Below are 17,204 nucleotides of genomic sequence, written 5' to 3'. Positions count from 1 at the left end.
GTCAGCGCGACTTGCCCGGGGCGATCTTCAGGCCACGGCGGGCAGGGCGCCCCAAGGCCTTGCTCAAGGCGGTACCGTCATCAAGCACAGCAAGGTGTGCATCGAACTCATCCTGCAGCTGCTTGAGCGACTGTGCGCGCTGCGCTGCGACCGAGGCGCCCGAAGCCTGCGCTACCAGACGCTGATACTCCTCGGCAGAGACCACCACTGCCTGCGGATGGTTGTGGTTGGTCACCACCACAGCGCCAAGCTTGGCGACTTTGCGCATCAGATCTGGCCAGCCTTTGGCCTTGACGTCACTGGCAGGCATCTTTTCGAGATCCAGCAGGTTCAGGGACAGATCCATGGCGGTATCCGGGTTGCGTAGGTGCAAAATATACCAAATTGTCTATTTTGGGTATTTTTACCTTTATTGGTTCATCTATCGTTTGTAGGCGGGGCCCAAAAACGCAAACGCCCGGTGCAAGGTGCACCGGGCGTTTGCTTGCAGTGTTGCGCGGTGAGGCGCGTCAGCTGCGTCGCGGATCAGGCACCGCGCGGGCCGCGGTTGCCGCCGCCACCTGGACGACCGCCGCCACCCGGGCGGCCTGCGCCGCCTGGACGGTTGCCGCCCGGACGCGGGCCGCCTGACGGACGACCACCCGGGCCGCCTGGGCCGCGGTTGCCGCCACTCGGGCGGCCGCCAGCCGGGCGTGCGCCGTACGGGCTATAGCTCGGGGTGGCGTGATCGGAGGGGAAGCTCGGGGCATTGCCCGGGTGGCCGTAAGGGTGCTTGCTGCGCTGACCCTGGCTCGCGCCTTGGCCGCCTGCACCCTGCGGACGACCCTGGCCGGGGCCGCCACGGCTTGCGCCTGGGGCGCCGCCCGGACGCGGCTTGCCGTAGGGGCGTGCCTGGCCATCAGCGGCCGGGCCACGGCCAGGACCACGATTGCCGCCCGGGCCGCGTGCTGCGCCCGGACCTGCATTGCGGTGGCCGCTCGGGCCGGTGCTGACACCGTCCGGCACATACCAGGTGCGGAACGCGGCCGGGTTGCCGTCCGGCAGGCTACGGTCGCCGGCGGGCTTGCGCTGCTTGAATGGCTTCTGCGATTGCTTGGCTGCGGCTTCGCCGCTGACCGTCAGGCCGCCCTTGTAGCCGCCGCTGTTGCCACGGCCACGGCCGCCGCGGTCTTCGCGCACGTTGTCGAAGCGACGCAGTTCGCGGCCTTCGTCGGCAGTGTTGTGGCCATTGACGTAGGCATTGCCGCGGCCGCCATCGCGCGACACGCGCAGCGTGGTCTTGACCGCCTTGCGCTGGCCGATCACCGGCTGCAGGGTCAGTGCCGACGGGGTGCCTTCTTCCAGCTTCAGCTGGGCGCGCAGAGCGTCGACCTGCTGGGTGGTCAGTTCCACCGACTTGCCGCGCATCAGGTCGCGCGGCAGTTCGATCTTGCCGTAGCGGGTGCGCTTCAGGCGGCTGACCTGGCAGCCCTGCGATTCCCACAGGCGGCGCACTTCGCGATTGCGGCCTTCCTTGACGACCACGCGGAACCAGTCGTGCGAATCGGTGCCGCCAATGCGCTCGACTTCGTCGAACTTGGCGCCGCCGTCTTCCAGCAACACGCCACGGCCAAGGCGCTCGACGATTTCGTCGGAGACCTTCTCTTCGCCTTCCGGCGCGCGCACGCGCACCACGTACTCGCGCTCGACTTCGAACGACGGGTGCATCATCGCGTTGGCGAGTTCACCGTCGGTGGTAGCCAGCAGCAAGCCGGTGGTGTTGATGTCGAGGCGACCGATGGCGATCCAGCGTGCGCCCTTCAACGGCGGCAGCGCTTCGAATACGGTCGGGCGGCCTTCGGGATCGTCACGCGTGGTGACTTCGCCTTCGGGCTTGTTGTAGATCAGTACGCGCGACGGGTCGGTCAGCGCGCTGGCCACAAAGCTGCGACCGTCGAGGTCGATCTTGTCGCCGCTCTTGATCGACATGCCGGTCTTGGCAACTTCGCCGTTGACCTTGACCAGGCCGTCGGCGATGCGCTGCTCCAGCGCACGGCGCGAGCCCAGGCCGGCCTGCGCCAGCACCTTGTGCAGGCGCTCTTCGAGCTTGGGCTGCTGTTCGGTGTCGACTTCGCGCTTGAGCGAGAGCTTGTTCAACGAAGGTTTACGCGGGGTGTCACTCATCTGTTTGGCTCCGGCCGGCGTTTTCCGCGTCGGCCTGTGGTTCGGAATCGGCTACATCAACAGCCACGGTCGTCGTCGCGACGGCGTTGTTTTCAGTTTGTTCCACTTCCGCCGCGCGCTCTCCCGGCGCGGCGTCGGGTTCGCCGGTGAAGGCGGTGTTGGATGCGGCTGCGTTCGAATCCGGGGATTCTGGCGTAGCTGCGGGCGTTGAGTCGCTGTCGTTGGCAGCATCCAGGCCTTGCGGCGAGGCGGCACCAGCGGCAAGCGGGGCAGCTGGTTGGCCGTCGCCATCCAGCGGTAATTGCGGTTCCAGCTCGCCGATGTCACGCAGTTCGGACAGCGGCGGTAGTTCGTCCAGGCGCTTGAGCCCGAAGTAATCCAGAAAGCCCTTGGTGGTGCCGAACAAAGCCGGCTTGCCGGGCACGTCGCGGTGGCCGATGACCCGGATCCACTCGCGCTCTTCCAGAGCTTGAATGATGTTGCTGCTTACTGCCACGCCGCGCACCTGTTCAATCTCGCCGCGGGTGATCGGCTGCCGGTAGGCGATCAGGGCCAGGGTTTCCAGGGTGGCACGGGTGTAGCGTGTCTTGCGCTCGGTCCATAGCCGCGACACCCAGCCGTGCACTTCGCTGGTGATCTGGTAGCGGTAGCCGGAGGCCACCTCCGTCAGTTCCACGCCGCGCCCTGCACAGCCGTCGCGCAGCAGTTCCAGCGCTCGCTCGATGCTGCCTGGCGGTGCCGGCGCATCCTCGGGGAACAGGCCCTGCAGCTGCGCCAAGGTGACCGGCTGGCTGGAAGCAAGCAGGGCACCTTCGACAATACGGTTGATCAGCGGTTGATCCATGCGTTGGGTCGGTTGCTCAGGCGGTGGTGTCAGCGTCATCGAACTCGCTGGAAAACTGCAGCGGTGCGTTGGTATTGCCGGTGGCCAGGGACTTCACGTAAATCGGGGCGAGCGGGGCTTCCTGCACAAGATCCAGCAGTTGCTCCTTGGCCAGCTCCAGTACCGCGAGGAAGGTGACCAGAACGCCGAGCTTGCCTTCTTCGGCGGTGAACAGACTTTCAAAACGGTAGAACTTGTCGCCTTCCAGCAGGCTCAGTACATCGCCCATCCGTTGTCGCACACTCAGCGCTTCGCGTTTGATCGCGTGGCCGCTGAACAGCTCGGCGCGCTTGAGTACATCGTGCAGCGCCAGCAGCATTTCCTTCAGTTCCACCGGCGGTGGTGCCTTGACCAGTACCCGCTCCGGCACGAAGGCGTGCGCCAGGCTGGTGTCGCGGTCCTGCCGGGGCAGGTCGTCGATATCTTCGGCGGCCTGCTTGAAGCGTTCGTATTCCTGCAGGCGACGTACCAGTTCGGCACGCGGATCTGCTTCTTCACCTTCAATGCTGGGTGGGCGCGGCAACAACATGCGCGACTTCACTTCAGCAAGAATCGCCGCCATCACCAGGTATTCGGCCGCCAGTTCGAAGCGCAGCTCCTGCATGACGTTGATGTATTCCACGTACTGCTTGGTGATCTCGGCGACCGGGATATCCAGGATGTCCAGGTTCTGGCGGCGAATCAGGTAAAGCAGTAGATCCAGCGGGCCCTCGAAGGCGTCAAGAATGACTTCCAGAGCATCCGGTGGAATGTACAGATCCTGCGGGATCTGCAGTACCGGCTGGCCATGCACCATCGCCAGCGGCATTTCCTGCTGCTGAGGTAAGGGATGCTGCGCTGGCGGGTTCGCGTCGTGCGCGAGTTCGGAAGTCATCAGGTCGACATTCGGGGTATTGCGAGCTGTGCACGCCCCGGGTTCCCGCCCGGGAGGATTCCAACCCTGTATTACGAGCTACTCGCGCTTGTTCTGCGCGCTTCCACATATGAACAACAAGACGCGCCGCAGGATCAGCGGGAACGTCATTACGAGGAGGTCGTCTACGCGGTCCGGGAAGTGATGTGCTGCGGTGGTTGGGTGGAAGGTCTGTGCCTGCCACCGCACCGAGCGGCTACTGGCCGACTGCGTGCAATGGACTTAAGAGTAATCGCCCGGGCAGGGCGCTGTCCAGCCTTGTGACGCTAGACTTGGCATCCTTCCATTCAGCAGACAAGCGGAGAAAGGCCAGTGTGGTACGTAATTGAAGGCTATGACGGAGCGGATGTACTGGCGGCGCGGCTGCAGGCGCGGGCAGCGCACCTGGCGCGCTTGCAGACATTGCTTGACCAGGGGCGATTGCTTTTGGCTGGTCCCTGTCCTGCGATTGACGCGGAAGACCCCGGCCCGGCCGGTTTCAGTGGCAGCGTGGTGATCGCCAGCTTTGAGGACCTGGCCGCCGCCAGGGCTTGGGCCGATGCTGATCCGTATGTGGCTGCAGGCGTCTATATACGCGTGGAAGTGCGCCCGTTCCGCAAGGTGCTGCCATGAGCCGGGTCGAACGGATCCAGTCCGCCCTGCAGGCCGCTTTTGCGCCCCTGCAGTTGGAAGTGAAGGATGACAGTCACCGTCACGCTGGCCATGCCGGTGCCAGCGATGGGCGCGGCCATTTCAAGGTCATGGTGGTCAGCGAGGCTTTCGCCGGCAAGGCACCGCTTGCCCGCCATCGTGCGGTGTATGCCGCGCTCGGCGAGATGATGGAGACGGACATCCATGCGCTGTCGATCAAGGCGCTGACGCCGCAGGAACTGGGCGGGGCTGGCTGAACAGGGTGGGGCACAGCAAGGTTCCTGTGGGAGCTGCCGGGACAGGCGTTGTCCAGGCGGGTCAGATCGAACTAACGAACTGTTTACAAATGCGATTGAAAACGTTTACAGTCCGCCCGACCCTGTACTGCGGTGGGTAGGCCAGTGGCGAAGTCGGCAATAACGATCAAGGATGTTGCCCGCGAGGCGAATGTCTCCGTGGCAACCGTGTCGCGCGCCCTCAACGGCCATGACAACGTCGCCGCGCCGGTCCGCAAGCTGGTGTTGGAAGTAGCCAGCCGGCTGCGTTACACACCGCATGCGGCCGCCCGCAGCCTGAGCAGCCGCAGTACCCAGACAGTCGGTGTGGTGCTTCCCGACCTGTACGGCGAGTTCTTTTCTGAGTTGATGCGGGGCATTGACGGCGTGGCCAGCGCTCATCGCCGGCATCTGTTGGTGTCCAGTTATCACGGCGACCAGCAACAACAAGGTTCGGTGTTGCAGGCGATGCGCGGACGTGTTGATGGTCTGTTGGTGCTGTCGCCTTATGCAGGCGATTCCGACTTCCTGGTCGACAATCTGCCGCCTGCGTTGCCTACGGTGTTGATCAACACGCCGTTGACCGAGGCGCGCTATCCGGTTTTCAGCATCGATGACCATGCCGGTGCTCTGAGCATGACCCGGCACCTGCTTGAAGGTGGGCATCGCCGTATCGCTTTCATCGGCGGACCGGAACACAACCACGATGCGCAGCAGCGCCTGCTCGGTTTCCGTGAGGCGATGGCGACATTCGACGGCAAGGTCGAAGCCATCGAACTGCCGGGCAATTTTGATGAAGCCTCCGGTCATCAGGCTGGATTGGCGTTGTTGGCTGGTTCCGGGCTGCCCGATGCGGTGTTCGCCGCCAACGACATGATGGCCTTGGGCTGCCTGTATGCGTTCTCGCAGGCAGAGGTGAAAGTGCCCGCGCAAGTGGCACTGGCCGGCTTTGACGACATTCCTTTGGCGCGCTTTGTTCACCCCGCTTTGACGACGATGCAGGTGAGCATCGCCGAGTTGGGCGAGCGGGCGATGCTGCAATTGGTGCAGATGATCGATAGCGGTGAGGCGCAGGCAACGCCTGCTGTAACCCTGGTTCCGACCTTGGTGGTACGTGACTCAACCACCGCCTGCGACTTCCTTTGACCCGGCGTAAGACCGGGACGCTTACTCACACACATGTTCTTTGCGGCCAGGTGCCGCCGCCTTGGGAGAGGACGAAAATGAACAAGAATGCCCGGAGATTCACGCCAACCCGCAAGCTGCTCAGTAGCGCGCTTGTAGGTTGCCTGCTGTTGGGTGCTGCACCCGCGTTCGCGCAAAGCACCAGTGCAACCATTCGTGGTCAGGTGATGGCTGATTCGAGCCCTGCCGCGCAGGCGCAGGTGACTGCTACCAACATCGCCACTGGCCTGAGCCGCAGCGTGCAAAGCAATGGCAATGGCGGCTACTCACTGGCTGGCCTGCCGCCAGGCACCTATAAAGTGGACGTCACTGCTGGCGGCAAGACCAGTACCCAGAACATCACCGTGCAGGTTGGACAGACGGCCACGGTCAACCTGGGGGTTGGCGGCGTGGCGGAAACGGCCAGCGGCCCGGCCACCACCCTGGATGCGGTGCAGGTAACTGCGCAATCGGCGGTGGAGACGCGTACATCGGAGATCGCGACCTATATCAGCAGCAAGCAGATCGAAGCCTTGCCACAGGGGACGCGTAACTTCCTGGCCTTTGCTGACACGGTTCCCGGCATGCAGTTCACCCAGGACAACAGTGGTTTTACCAGTCTGCGTGGTGGTGCCCAGAGCGCCAACAACATCAATGTTTTCATTGATGGTGTTGGTCAGAAAAACTATGTCCTGCAAGGTGGCGTAAGCGGTCAGGACACGTCGTCCGGTAACCCGTTCCCGCAGCTGGCGATCGGCGAATACAAGGTGATCACCTCGAACTACAAGGCTGAGTACGATCAGATCAGCAGTGCAGCGGTCGTGGCGGTGACCAAAAGCGGCACCAACGAATTCAAGGGGAGTTTTTTCTGGGATCGTTTCACCAATAACTGGCGCAGCAAGACGCTGGCAGAGCGCGCTGGTGGCCCGGAGACTGATTTCTCCGAAGAACACTATGGCGCTGCCTGGGGCGGCCCGATCGTGAAGGACAGGCTGCACTTCTTCGTTACCTATGAATCGAAGGAGCAGATGCGTCCGTATACAATGACGCCTGGTCGTGGATACACCGCCGCAACCCTTCCTGCACAATTCCAGGATCTGTTGCTGCCAGGCAGCCAGCAGTTCAAGGAAGATCTGTATTTCGGCAAGTTGAGCTGGCAGCCGGGAGACAACCATCTGGTCGAGCTGACCGCCAAGCGCCGCGACGAAGTGGCTGAGATCGCCGCTGGCGGCAGCAATTCCTTCGAACATGGCACGGATCGGGAAAATACCGATGATCGGCTCGACCTGCGCTACCAGCTTACCTTCGGCGACTGGTTGAACGACGCCCATATCACCTATGAAGACACCTCCTGGGGGCCGCGTCCGCGCAGCATTGGGCCGGGCTACATTCTGGTGGATGGTTCCAACTGGCGTGATGTAGTGCTGCAGGCCGGCTCTGGCGGTGACTTCCAGGACAAGGGGCAGAAAGGCCTGGCCCTGCAGAATGATTTGACCTTCAGCGGTTGGGAAGATCACACCGTAAAAATGGGCTTCAAGTACAAGGACGTGGACCTGAGTGTTACCGAGCGCAGCTTCTACAACCCGCAGTTTCACTATGACGTCAGGGCGGGAGAGCTCAACATCCCGTATCACGTGACATTTGGCGGTGCATTTGCAGGGATTGGCGACGGCACCCTGAAGACCAATGCAAAACAGTTCGGTATCTACCTGCAGGATGATTGGCAGGTGACGGATCGATTGCTGCTCAACCTTGGCCTGCGCTGGGATTACGAGCGCAATCCTGCCTACACCGATTACCAGACACCGGCAGCGACGCTGGCAGCGTTGAACGCGGTCGACCCGCGTGGCAATGGCGTGCAGACCTATGCGCAGACGCTGGCGCTGGGTGGTATCAATCTGGGCGATTACATTGCCACGGGCTCCAATCGAAGTGACTTCAAGAGGGCCTGGCAGCCAAGAGTCGGATTCTCCTACGATTTGACTGGTGACCAGCGCCATGTGGTGTTCGGCGGTGCCGGCCGTTCCTATGATCGGAACCTGTTTGACTGGCTGTCGCTGGAGCGCAACAAGCAGTCCTTCCCGGAGAACGAACTGAACTTCAATACGGCAGCGCATCCGTGTACGGTTGGTGTCGGCAACTGTCTGGCTTGGGATCCTGCCTACCTCCAGCCCGGCGCGCTTGCGGCCTTGGCCAGCGCAACGCCCGGTCGCGAAATCACGATGCTGCGTAATGACCTGAAGTCGCCGTACTCGGATCAGTTCAGCATCGGTATCAGGGACATTTTCGAGCTGTGGGGCCAGGAATGGAATTCGTCGGTTGCCATTTCCAGGGTGGTGAGCAAGGACGGTTTCGTCTACATGCTTGGCAACCGCAATCCTGATGGCAGCTTCCACAACCCCGGGACCTTGAGCATTCCGTGGGGTGCCGGTGTGCCGGGCAACAACAGCTTGATCCTTGGCATGAACGGGCTGGAGACTCGCGCCAACTCGCTGTTGGTCAGCTTGGAGAAACCGTATACCAACGCCTCGCGATGGGGGGCGACGTTGGCTTACACGTATACCGATGCCGAGGAGAACCGGGAGTCGGGCGAGCACTATGCGTTGCACTACCCGAGCTTGGCCGGTTACGGCTGGAGCCGCGCGGGCGGTGTTCCCAAGCATCGCCTGGTGTTGACCGGCGTAGGTGACGTCGGCTTTGGCATCACCGCTTCCGGCAAGCTCACTCTGGCCACTCCGACGCCTTGGTATGGCACCAATTGTTCGTCTGGTTGGGACGTGTGCGACGAACAGGACCAGGTAGTGCCCAAGAACACGCTGGGCTACAAATCCTTGGACGTGGCCCTGCAGAAGCGCTGGGACACCGGCACGGATCTGGGCTTGAAGGTGCGACTTGATGTGTTGAACCTGTTCGATAGTTTTGTCAAACAGAATTTTCAAGCGGCCTGATCGCCGGAAAGCCAGTCCCCATGCGGGTTTAGCGCCCGTGCCACGCTGCCCAAGATGCCCTGCCTGTCCGGTCTAGGAGCCGGATAAGAGCCAAGGGAAAGAACGCCACCGGACAAGCATGGCGTGTTCCAGCGCAGCAGTTTCCCCAAGTCCCCTTTTCCTTTGATGCCCATGTTGGGCGTCCCGGCGTGCCGCCGTCGGGTGTGCGGGCTGCGCCCCGCGCTTCGTGCCGAATCGCGGCCATCCGGCTTTTCCCCCTGACGCCTTCGGCCCTCGGCCGCCGCTATGGAAATTTCCCCGACAGTGTCTGGGAAATCTTCCCCGACGCTTTTGCTCCACGGGCCTGCGCGCTCCGCTTGCCCCAAAAGCCGACTTTGTGCAGTGGGCGGAGTGTAGGCGGTCTTGCTGTCTCCTTCACCGTATCACGTCGTTCTCGCTGTCAAAGGCGGCGCGCGCCATGCGCGCTTGCGTCCTGGCGGCCGTCTTTGACCTTCTGACAGCTTGCGCTGCGCCGTGCTGACCACGGTTCCGGGCAATTCCGCCCGAGCAACCGGAGCACGATCATGTCGCAACTGTCCTTTTCCTCGTTCGATGATGCTTTGCTGGTGCGTGACTCTCACGGGCGCTATGCCCTGGCGTCTGCGGATCAGATTCTGGAAGCCGCGCGCCTGGTCATTGACCAGAAGATGCAGCGTGGTACTTCGTTCACTTCACCGGCGGCCGTCAAGGAGTACCTGTTTGCCAAGCTGTCCGGCTTCGAGCATGAGGTGTTCGCGGTGCTGTTCATGGACACGCAGCATCGGCTGATCGAATACAGGGAGATGTTCCACGGCACGATCGACTCGGCCGAAGTGCATCCGCGTGAAGTGGTCAAGGAGGCGCTTCGGCTCAACGCGGCGGCGCTGGTCATCAGCCACAACCACCCGAGCGGAAATCCCGAGCCAAGCGCAGCCGACAGGGTGCTGACGAAGCGGCTTCGGGAGGCGTTGTCGATGGTGGATGTGCGCGTACTGGATCACATCATCGTCGGCGGCACGAAAACGACATCATTTGCCGAACGTGGCCTGATCTGATCCAGGGGGCTTCGGCCCCCTTTTTTGCTGCGACCGCTACCTGCTATGCCATCGCCCGCAGCCAGTCCAGCAAATCGGCCTGCGGGCCGTCGGGCTGCAAGGGCTGCGGCGACAGCAGGCAGTAGCGCGAACCGTCCTCGACAAAGCCCAGCGGCGCAGTCAGCACACCGCTGTCAAGGTCGTCGCGCACCAGATGCCACGGGCCGATTGCCACGCCCAGGCCGGCCACGGCCGCCTGCAAGCTGAAATAGAAGTGCTCGAAGGTTTGTCCCGCCGCATCCTGTACGGGCTGGCCTGCGGCTACCGCCCATTCCGACCATGCGCCCGGCCGCGTGCGCGAATGCAAGCGCGGCGCGCCGGTCTTGAGCGCGGCGCTGGCCTTTTTCGTGGAGAACCAGGTCGCCACCTTGTCCGGTCGGCAGACCGGGCCGACCTTTTCCGCGAACAGAGATTCGGCGTGGTAGCCCTCGGGCCAGGGGAAGTCGTCGCGGCGGATGGCCAGGTCGATGCCGCTGGCGAAGGAGAACGGCCCGCCGCCGGCGACCAGATGCACGTCGATCCCTGGATGCCGGGCCTGGAAGGCTGGCCAGCGCGGGATCAGCCAGCGCATCAGCAGCGTTGGCTCGCACGACAGCACCCAGCGCTGCCCCTGGCGGGCGCTGGCGCGCAGCTCGCCGACGGCCTGGCGCATCAGATCCAGCCCGTTGCCCACGGCCCGCGCCAGGGTGCGGCCGGCATCGGTCAGGAACACGCGCCGGCTGCGCCGCTCGAACAGGGCCACGCCCAGCTCGTCTTCGAGCAGGCGCACGGCGCGGCTGACCGCGCCGTGGGTCAGGTGCAGTTCGTTGGCCGCGTGGCTGAAGTTCTCCAGCCGGGCCGCCGCCTCGAAGCAGCGCAGCGCGAGCAGCGAAGGCAGGCGCGCATCGTTCGATGGTGAATCAGGCTCACCATTAATGTCAGAAATCATCGTTATTCACTGGGCCTTATTGTCGATAGCATCGCCTTAATACGTTGCTTTTCGACAGGATACGCCATGACCGAACTGATAGCTGTCATCACAATCACCTTGCTGGCCGTCATCAGCCCTGGGCCGGACTTTGCGATGGTCACGCGCAACAGCCTGATGCTGTCGCGCCGCGCCGGTGTGCTGACGGCCCTGGGCATCGGCCTGGGCGTGCTCGTCCACGTCACCTATACGCTGGTCGGCGTGGGCCTGCTGATCCAGCAGTCGTTGTGGCTGTTCAACGCCATCAAGCTGGTCGGTGCCGTCTATCTGATCTATCTCGGCGTGAAGATGCTGCGGGCCAAGCCTGCCGGCCCGCTGGCTGACAGCACCGTGGCGTCGCTGTCGGATGCGGCGGCGCTGCGCACCGGCTTCCTGACCAATGCGCTGAATCCGAAGACCACGGTGTTCATCGTTAGCCTGTTCATGCAGGTGGTACGGCCGGACACGCCGCTGGCGGTGCAGATCGGCTACGGCGCGTTCATCTCGGTGGCGCACATGGCCTGGTTCAGCCTGGTGGCCTTGTGCTTCTCCGCCGGCGCCGTGCGCGATCGGCTGCTGGCCGTGCGCCACTGGATCGACCGCGCCTTCGGTGGGCTGCTGGTCGGTTTCGGTGTCCTGTTGGCGGTAGCGCGCGGATCGCGCTGATCGTCTGGGATTTCCGAGACAGTGTTTCGGAAATTCAGCATGCCAAGGTTTGTGCATGACGTGGGGCGGTCTTGCTGTCCCCTTCACCGTATCACGTCGTTCTCGCCGTCAAGGGCTGCGCGTGCGAGCACGCTTGCGGCCCGTGGCCGTCCTTGACCCCTGACGGCTGCGCTGCGTCGTGCTGGCGACGGTTCCGGGCAATTCCGCCCGTGCAACCGGAGACCGTCATGAACGACAAATCGCACGTTTTCCTCGAACAACACGTTTGCCTGGTCTGCGGCGCTCGCTTCGACACCGGCGCCATCCTGCTGGACAAGCGCCTGCGCGCGAGCATGGAGCGCCACACGGCGACAGGCTGGGGCTTGTGCCCTGAACATCAGAAGCTGTCCGACGATGGCTTTGTCGCGCTGGTCGAATGCGATCCGCAGCGCAGCCGCGCTGCGGCGGGCGCCGCTCGCATGAAGCCCGATCAGGCGCATCGGACTGGTCGCCTGGCGCACCTGAAACGCGAGGTGTTCGCCGATGTGTTCAATGTGCCGATCGAGGACAAGCAGCCATGCGTGTTCGTTGAACCCGGCGTGATCGAGCAGTTGCAGGCGATGACCGCGCACTGATCGCGCGGCATTGATCCGGCGCGTTGTCCTTCGGGATGACGCGCTATTTTTTTGCTGCGTCCGCGTCCTTTGCACCTTCATGCAACGCTGCCTCGAAAAAGCCAGATGGTGTCTGGCGAATCTGCCATGCCGATGTGCATGGACGGAGAGGCGGTCTTGCTGTTCCCTTCATCGTGCCACAGCGTTCGCGCCGTCAAGGGCTGCGCGCCGATGGCGCTTGCGTCCTGGCGGCCGTCTGCGCCCCCTGACTGCTTGCGCTGCGCCGTGCCCCGGAAGGGTCGGGCAATTCCGCCCGGTAATCTTTCAGGAGTTCATGCCATGAGCAGCCATCACGATTGGGTCATCGAAGTCTCGGCGCAGCACGACGCGCGCAAGCCGTTCGCGCCGGAGAACGGTCAACCGCTGCGCTTCAAGGTCGGCGATGCGGTGATCTACACCAATGACTTCGGCGTGCAGTTCCATCGCCGCGTCACCGGGTTCTATCGGCCTGCCGGGCCTTGCGGGCTGTACGCGCTCGGCCGGCGCTACTTCATCAATTCGACCTCGCCCTGGATGCCGGTCGCGGAATCCAGCCTGCGCCCTGACGACGCGGGTTGATGCCTTCGCGCCCCTGCCGGGGCGCTGCGCGCTTCGCTTGCACTCCAGGGGAAGGCCATGCGGCCATCCCCGCCGCGCTGCGCTTGGCGCCCCTCAATGCAGCCGAACCGGCTCGCGCCGGATCGGCACTGTACGGCGTCAGTCGTACATCCTGTCCGGGCGCTCTCGCCGTACTCCGCGTTCGTTGGCTTCCAGCCAGTCGAATAGCGCGTCAATGTCGTGATCCAACTGGAACAGCGATGCCTCGGCCATCATGTGCCAGGTGGCGCATTCGTCGGCATGGTGCGCGTTGTTCACCACGGCATTGAGCTGCTGATGCAGGGCAAGGAGGCGTTTCTTCTCCGCTGCGACTGTCGCGCGGTCGGTCGTCCAGACCATCGAGGGCAGAAAGATGCCTTGGGGTGGCGTGCCGGGCGTTGAAGCATCGGCAGAGGGTGGTGTTGTCATGGGAAGCCCAGGAAGTGATGAAGCCCCCACGATAGGCAGCAGCTTGTCTTTACTCCAGTCGAAATTCGCCCAAAAACGCCCCGATTTCGACATCAGCTCCGACAACAACGCAAAGGCGGAATGGGCGTCCCCGGCCAGGAAACATGGCCGGTCGCGCTGTCGTGCTGCGCATCGAGCCTCGCTACGCGAGTCTCGCCCCTGACGGGCTTCCATCGTTCCCTCGCTCCGCTCGGCTGACGCCTACGGCCCGGCTTCCAGCTTCGGGCCTGCGCGCTTCGCTTGCGTGCGGTTCAGCACACCAGGGCGGCCGTTGCCTTGTCCAGCCATCTCTCCTGACTCCATCACCTTGTTCGCGACCGTAGCCCGCTCCCGTGTGCCGTCAAGGCGCGCAGGGCCGTGTCCTCGGCTGCGCCTGCGGGCCGCACCAACCCTGCGCTTGTTTCCTTGACGGCCCCCGTCCGCGCGCTCCTTTGGCCGCGGGCGATGAACTCAGGAAAGACGGTGGCAACAGGGCCAACCGGGTTCCTCGTGCCAACCGCACCGAACAGCCGAAAGGCTGGGCTCCGAATCTAGGAATCCGGTGTGCGGTGTGAACAGCAAACCCTTTTCGTCAGGAGAAAGACCATGCAACTCGCATCCCGTTTCGCTTCCCGCTCCCCTTCGCTGCGCAGCGACTACCCGCTGTCCGATGACCAGATTCACCGCGTGGCCCCGTCCATCTTCGCGGATGCCCCGCACGAAAGCCGCTCGCAGCGGTACGCCTATATCCCCACCGCCGCCGTGCTGGCCGAGCTTCGCAAAGAAGGATTCCAGCCCTTCATGGTGACGCAAACCCGCGTGCGCGACGAAGGCAAGCGCGAGCACACCAAACACATGCTGCGCCTGCGGCACGCGAGCCAGATCAACGGAGCGGAAGCCAATGAAATCGTGTTGTTGAACTCGCACGATGGCACCAGCAGCTATCAGATGCTGGCCGGCATGTTCCGGTTCGTGTGCAGCAATAGCCTTGTGTGCGGCGACACCGTGGCCGATGTGCGCGTGCCCCACAAAGGCGACGTTTCCGGGCATGTCATCGAAGGCGCTTACGAAGTCTTGCGCGGTTTCGACCGGGTGAAGGATTCCCGCGATGCCATGCGCGCGATCACCTTGGATGAAGGCGAAGCCGAAGTGTTCGCCCGTTCCGCGCTGGCTCTCAAGTACGACCCTACCGACAACAAGCCCGCGCCCATCACCGAATCACAAATCCTGATGCCGCGCCGGTTCGACGACCGCCGCCCGGACTTGTGGAGCGTGTTCAACCGCACCCAAGAAAACCTGACCAAAGGTGGATTGCATGGGCGCAGCGCCAACGGTCGCCGCCAGCAAACCCGCCCGGTGCAGGGCATTGATTCCGATGTGCGCCTCAATCGCGCCCTCTGGATGCTGGCCGATGGCCTGCGCCAGTTGAAAGCCTGATTCCCCACGCGGCAGGGGCAGGCAGCAGCCCTAGCCGCTTTCTTCGCTGCTGCATCCCTGAACCGATAGGAGTTATCACCATGAACGCCATTACCCAAACCGAAGCCCGCGCCATCCAAGCCCCTGCGCTGGAAGCAGCCGACCCGACCAAGAATCTGATTCTGGTTCCGCTGTCGCGGCTGGTGTCGCGCGCGACCGGGCGCAACGTGCGCAAGACCCCGCGCATGTCCATTCCCGAACTGGCCGCATCCATCCAGCGTGTGGGCCTGCTGCAAAACCTGATCGTGATCGCCGCCGCCGATGGCGAGCATTACGAAGTGGTCGCCGGTGGCCGACGCCTCGCCGCGTTGAAGCTGCTGGCGAAGAAGCACCGCATCAGCAAGGAATGGGACGTGCCTTGCCTGCTGGTGGCCGATGGCACCGCCCGCACGGCCAGCCTGACCGAGAACGTGCAGCGCGAAGCCATGCACCCCGCCGACCAGTTCGAGGCATTCGCCGCGCTGGTGGCCGAAGGCCGACCCATCGAGGACATAGCGGCAGATTTCAGCGTGTCCCCGCTGGTGGTGCAGCGCCGCTTGAAGCTGGCGAACGTCTCGCCCCGGCTGCTGGCCGACTACCGCGCCGAAGCCGTGACGCTCGATCAGTTGATGGCCCTTGCCATCACCGACGATCACGCCGCGCAGGAGGCCGCGTTCTACGATGCGCCGACATGGCAGCGCAGCCCGCACAACCTGCGCGACCGCCTGACCGAACGGGAAATCGACGCCTACCGGCATCCGCTGGTGCGTTTCGTCGGGCTGGACGGCTACCAGCAGGCAGGCGGCGGCATCCGCCGCGACCTGTTCGCGGAAGGCGACAAGGGCGTGTATCTGACCGATGCCGCGCTGCTGGAACGGCTGGCGCAAGACAAGCTGGCAGGCATCGCCGCCGAGGTGCAGGCCGAGGGTTGGGCTTGGGTGGATGCCACGCCGAGCATGACCCATGCCGACCTGCAAGCCTTCCAGAGTGCGCCGAGGGAACGCCGCAGCCCGAACAAGCGCGACGCGCAGCGTATCGAGAAGCTGCAAGCCAAGATGCAGGAAGTGGCCGAAGCCGTGGATGCCGCGCTGGACGACGAGGACGAGGAAAAGGCCGATGCCTTGCAGGAGGAAGGCGAGCGCCTGGGCGAGCAGTTGCAGGCGCTGGAAGATGGCTTGCTGGACTATGCGGCCAACGTGAAGGCCGCAGCCGGTGCCATCGTCAGCATCGACCGCGACGGGCAGGCCGTGATTCATCGCGGGCTGCTGCGCGAAGCCGAGGCCAAGGCGCTGCGCACGCTGGAACGGCTGCGCCACGGGTTCGGCAGCGAAGGCGAAGCCGACAACGACGACGAAGGAGAGGAAGCGGACAACGCCCCCAAGACCGCCGCCATGTCCGACCGACTGGCGCAGCGGTTGAGTGCCCACCGTACCGCCGCGCTGCAAATCGAAGTCGCCCGGCATCCGCAAGCCGCGCTGGCCGCCGTGGTACATGGCATGGTGCAGACCGTCTTGCAGGAAAGCTACTACGGCCACGATCTGCCGCTGGGTGTGAGCCTGAAACAGCAAGACCGGCTCGAAAGCCTTGCCCCGGACGTGTCGGAATCGCCTGCCGCCGTGGCGCTGCGCACCTTGCAGGAAGTCGCGGGCGAAGCCTTGCCGGAGGACAGCGCCGAACTGTTCGCCGCGCTGCTGGCGAAGCCGCAGGATGAACTGGTGCGCCTGTTGGCCGTGTGCGTGGCGTCCACGGTGGACGTGGTGACGCCCCGCGCTACGCCGCACCAGCCCGGCGCAGAACTGGCGCAAGCGGTGGGGCTGGACATGGCGGCATGGTGGAAGCCGACCGCAGACGGTTACTTCCAGCATGTGCCGAAGGCCGCGATTCTGGAAGCCGTGGAACAGTACGCCCCGGCGCACGTCACCCGGCTGGCGAAGTTGAAGAAGGCCGACATTGCCAGCGAAGCCGAACGGCTGGCCGATGGCACCGGCTGGATGCCCGCCATCTTCTGCGCCGAAGCCCCGCAGCAGGACGCGCAGGAGGTGGTGACGGACGAGGAAGCCGAACAGCCGGAGGAAGTCGCCGCCATGGCGGATGAGCAGCCGCAGGCCGAGGCACTGGCCGCGTGATCTTGCACCACAGATAGGGGCCCCGCGCCGCCCCGGGGGGGGGGGGGGGCGGGGGTCCCCCCGGGGGCCGCGCCCCCCCCCCCCCCCCCCCCGGGCCCGCCCCCCGCCCCCCCCGCGGGCCCGGCCGCCCGGGGGCGGCGCACACGCCCCCTTGGGGGCGGGAACCCCTCCAACCCAAAACTGGCGCCGGCGCACAACGCCGACGACATTCCGAATGCGCCCCGCCCCAATGGTCGGGGCTTGGGGC

At 64.2% G+C, this 17,204-nt stretch carries 16 protein-coding genes; 10 read left to right on the top strand and 6 right to left on the bottom strand.

The annotated features are described in order from the left end of the window. Nucleotide 1: 1 nt before the first annotated feature. From ACVOLZ_RS06685 to ACVOLZ_RS06670, 4 genes are all read right to left on the bottom strand, one after another. Nucleotides 2-346, bottom strand: a complete 345-nt coding sequence (locus ACVOLZ_RS06685; protein WP_481515495.1) for a type II toxin-antitoxin system prevent-host-death family antitoxin — start codon at nt 344-346, stop codon at nt 2-4. Between the two features lie 179 nt (nt 347-525). Continuing rightward, entirely contained in the window at nt 526-2,163 is a 1,638-nt protein-coding gene (locus ACVOLZ_RS06680) for a pseudouridine synthase (protein WP_481515494.1), read from the bottom strand. Next, a complete protein-coding gene (gene scpB / locus ACVOLZ_RS06675) occupies nt 2,156-3,007 on the bottom strand; it encodes an SMC-Scp complex subunit ScpB (protein ID WP_481515493.1) in 852 nt (283 codons plus the stop codon). Before scpB ends, ACVOLZ_RS06680 begins: the two co-directional genes overlap by 8 nt. A 16-nt stretch (nt 3,008-3,023) precedes the next feature. Next, entirely contained in the window at nt 3,024-3,920 is an 897-nt protein-coding gene (locus ACVOLZ_RS06670) for a segregation and condensation protein A (protein WP_481512123.1), read from the bottom strand. Between the two features lie 351 nt (nt 3,921-4,271). Here ACVOLZ_RS06670 and ACVOLZ_RS06665 point away from each other — a divergent pair, with 351 nt between their 5' ends. The 5 genes from ACVOLZ_RS06665 (at nt 4,272) to radC (ending at nt 10,049) form a co-directional block, all read left to right on the top strand. Continuing rightward, a complete protein-coding gene (locus ACVOLZ_RS06665; protein WP_481515492.1) occupies nt 4,272-4,571 on the top strand; it encodes a YciI family protein in 300 nt (99 codons plus the stop codon). Beyond that, nucleotides 4,568-4,846, top strand: coding sequence for a BolA family protein (locus ACVOLZ_RS06660; RefSeq protein WP_481515491.1), 279 nt, complete (start codon nt 4,568-4,570; stop codon nt 4,844-4,846). The genes ACVOLZ_RS06665 and ACVOLZ_RS06660 overlap by 4 nt, the downstream gene beginning before the upstream one ends. A gap of 144 nt (nt 4,847-4,990) precedes the next feature. After that, nucleotides 4,991-6,010: a LacI family DNA-binding transcriptional regulator gene (locus tag ACVOLZ_RS06655; RefSeq protein WP_481515490.1), complete on the top strand. Its 1,020-nt coding sequence runs from the start codon at nt 4,991-4,993 to the stop codon at nt 6,008-6,010. 77 nt (nt 6,011-6,087) lie between these two features. Then, nucleotides 6,088-8,976, top strand: coding sequence for a TonB-dependent receptor (locus tag ACVOLZ_RS06650; protein WP_481515489.1), 2,889 nt, complete (start codon nt 6,088-6,090; stop codon nt 8,974-8,976). A 563-nt stretch (nt 8,977-9,539) separates the two neighbouring features. Beyond that, the gene (gene radC / locus ACVOLZ_RS06645) at nt 9,540-10,049 is read left to right on the top strand and encodes a RadC family protein (RefSeq protein WP_033475433.1); all 510 of its coding nucleotides are present in this window, start codon (nt 9,540-9,542) and stop codon (nt 10,047-10,049) included. 43 nt (nt 10,050-10,092) lie between these two features. On the opposite strand, the gene ACVOLZ_RS06640 is transcribed toward radC, so the two are convergent. Continuing rightward, entirely contained in the window at nt 10,093-11,016 is a 924-nt protein-coding gene (locus ACVOLZ_RS06640; protein ID WP_180890450.1) for a LysR family transcriptional regulator, read from the bottom strand. Between the two features lie 66 nt (nt 11,017-11,082). Between ACVOLZ_RS06640 and ACVOLZ_RS06635 the strand changes: the two genes are divergently transcribed. From ACVOLZ_RS06635 to ACVOLZ_RS06625, 3 genes are all read left to right on the top strand, one after another. After that, nucleotides 11,083-11,700: a LysE family translocator gene (locus tag ACVOLZ_RS06635; protein ID WP_033475437.1), complete on the top strand. Its 618-nt coding sequence runs from the start codon at nt 11,083-11,085 to the stop codon at nt 11,698-11,700. Nucleotides 11,701-11,927: 227 nt separating this feature from the next. Beyond that, nucleotides 11,928-12,314: a hypothetical protein gene (locus ACVOLZ_RS06630; RefSeq protein WP_033475439.1), complete on the top strand. Its 387-nt coding sequence runs from the start codon at nt 11,928-11,930 to the stop codon at nt 12,312-12,314. Nucleotides 12,315-12,632: 318 nt separating this feature from the next. Further along, nucleotides 12,633-12,911 carry a hypothetical protein gene (locus tag ACVOLZ_RS06625; protein WP_033475440.1) on the top strand — a complete coding sequence of 93 codons (279 nt, stop codon included), beginning with the start codon at nt 12,633-12,635 and terminating at the stop codon, nt 12,909-12,911. 138 nt (nt 12,912-13,049) lie between these two features. On the opposite strand, the gene ACVOLZ_RS06620 is transcribed toward ACVOLZ_RS06625, so the two are convergent. Further along, nucleotides 13,050-13,571, bottom strand: coding sequence for a hypothetical protein (locus tag ACVOLZ_RS06620; RefSeq protein WP_235551469.1), 522 nt, complete (start codon nt 13,569-13,571; stop codon nt 13,050-13,052). A 411-nt stretch (nt 13,572-13,982) separates the two neighbouring features. On the opposite strand from ACVOLZ_RS06620, the gene ACVOLZ_RS06615 reads away from it, so the two are divergent. After that, the gene (locus tag ACVOLZ_RS06615; RefSeq protein WP_088886605.1) at nt 13,983-14,813 is read left to right on the top strand and encodes a DUF932 domain-containing protein; all 831 of its coding nucleotides are present in this window, start codon (nt 13,983-13,985) and stop codon (nt 14,811-14,813) included. Nucleotides 14,814-14,893: 80 nt separating this feature from the next. Further along, complete coding sequence (locus ACVOLZ_RS06610; protein ID WP_033474824.1) at nt 14,894-16,957, top strand: ParB/RepB/Spo0J family partition protein; 2,064 nt, start codon at nt 14,894-14,896, stop codon at nt 16,955-16,957. Nucleotides 16,958-17,204 lie beyond the last annotated feature (247 nt).

The organism is Stenotrophomonas sp. STEN020 (genome assembly GCF_056760195.1).
The sequence above is the reverse complement of the archived record's forward strand: the minus strand, read 5'-3'. Positions and strand labels throughout refer to the sequence as shown.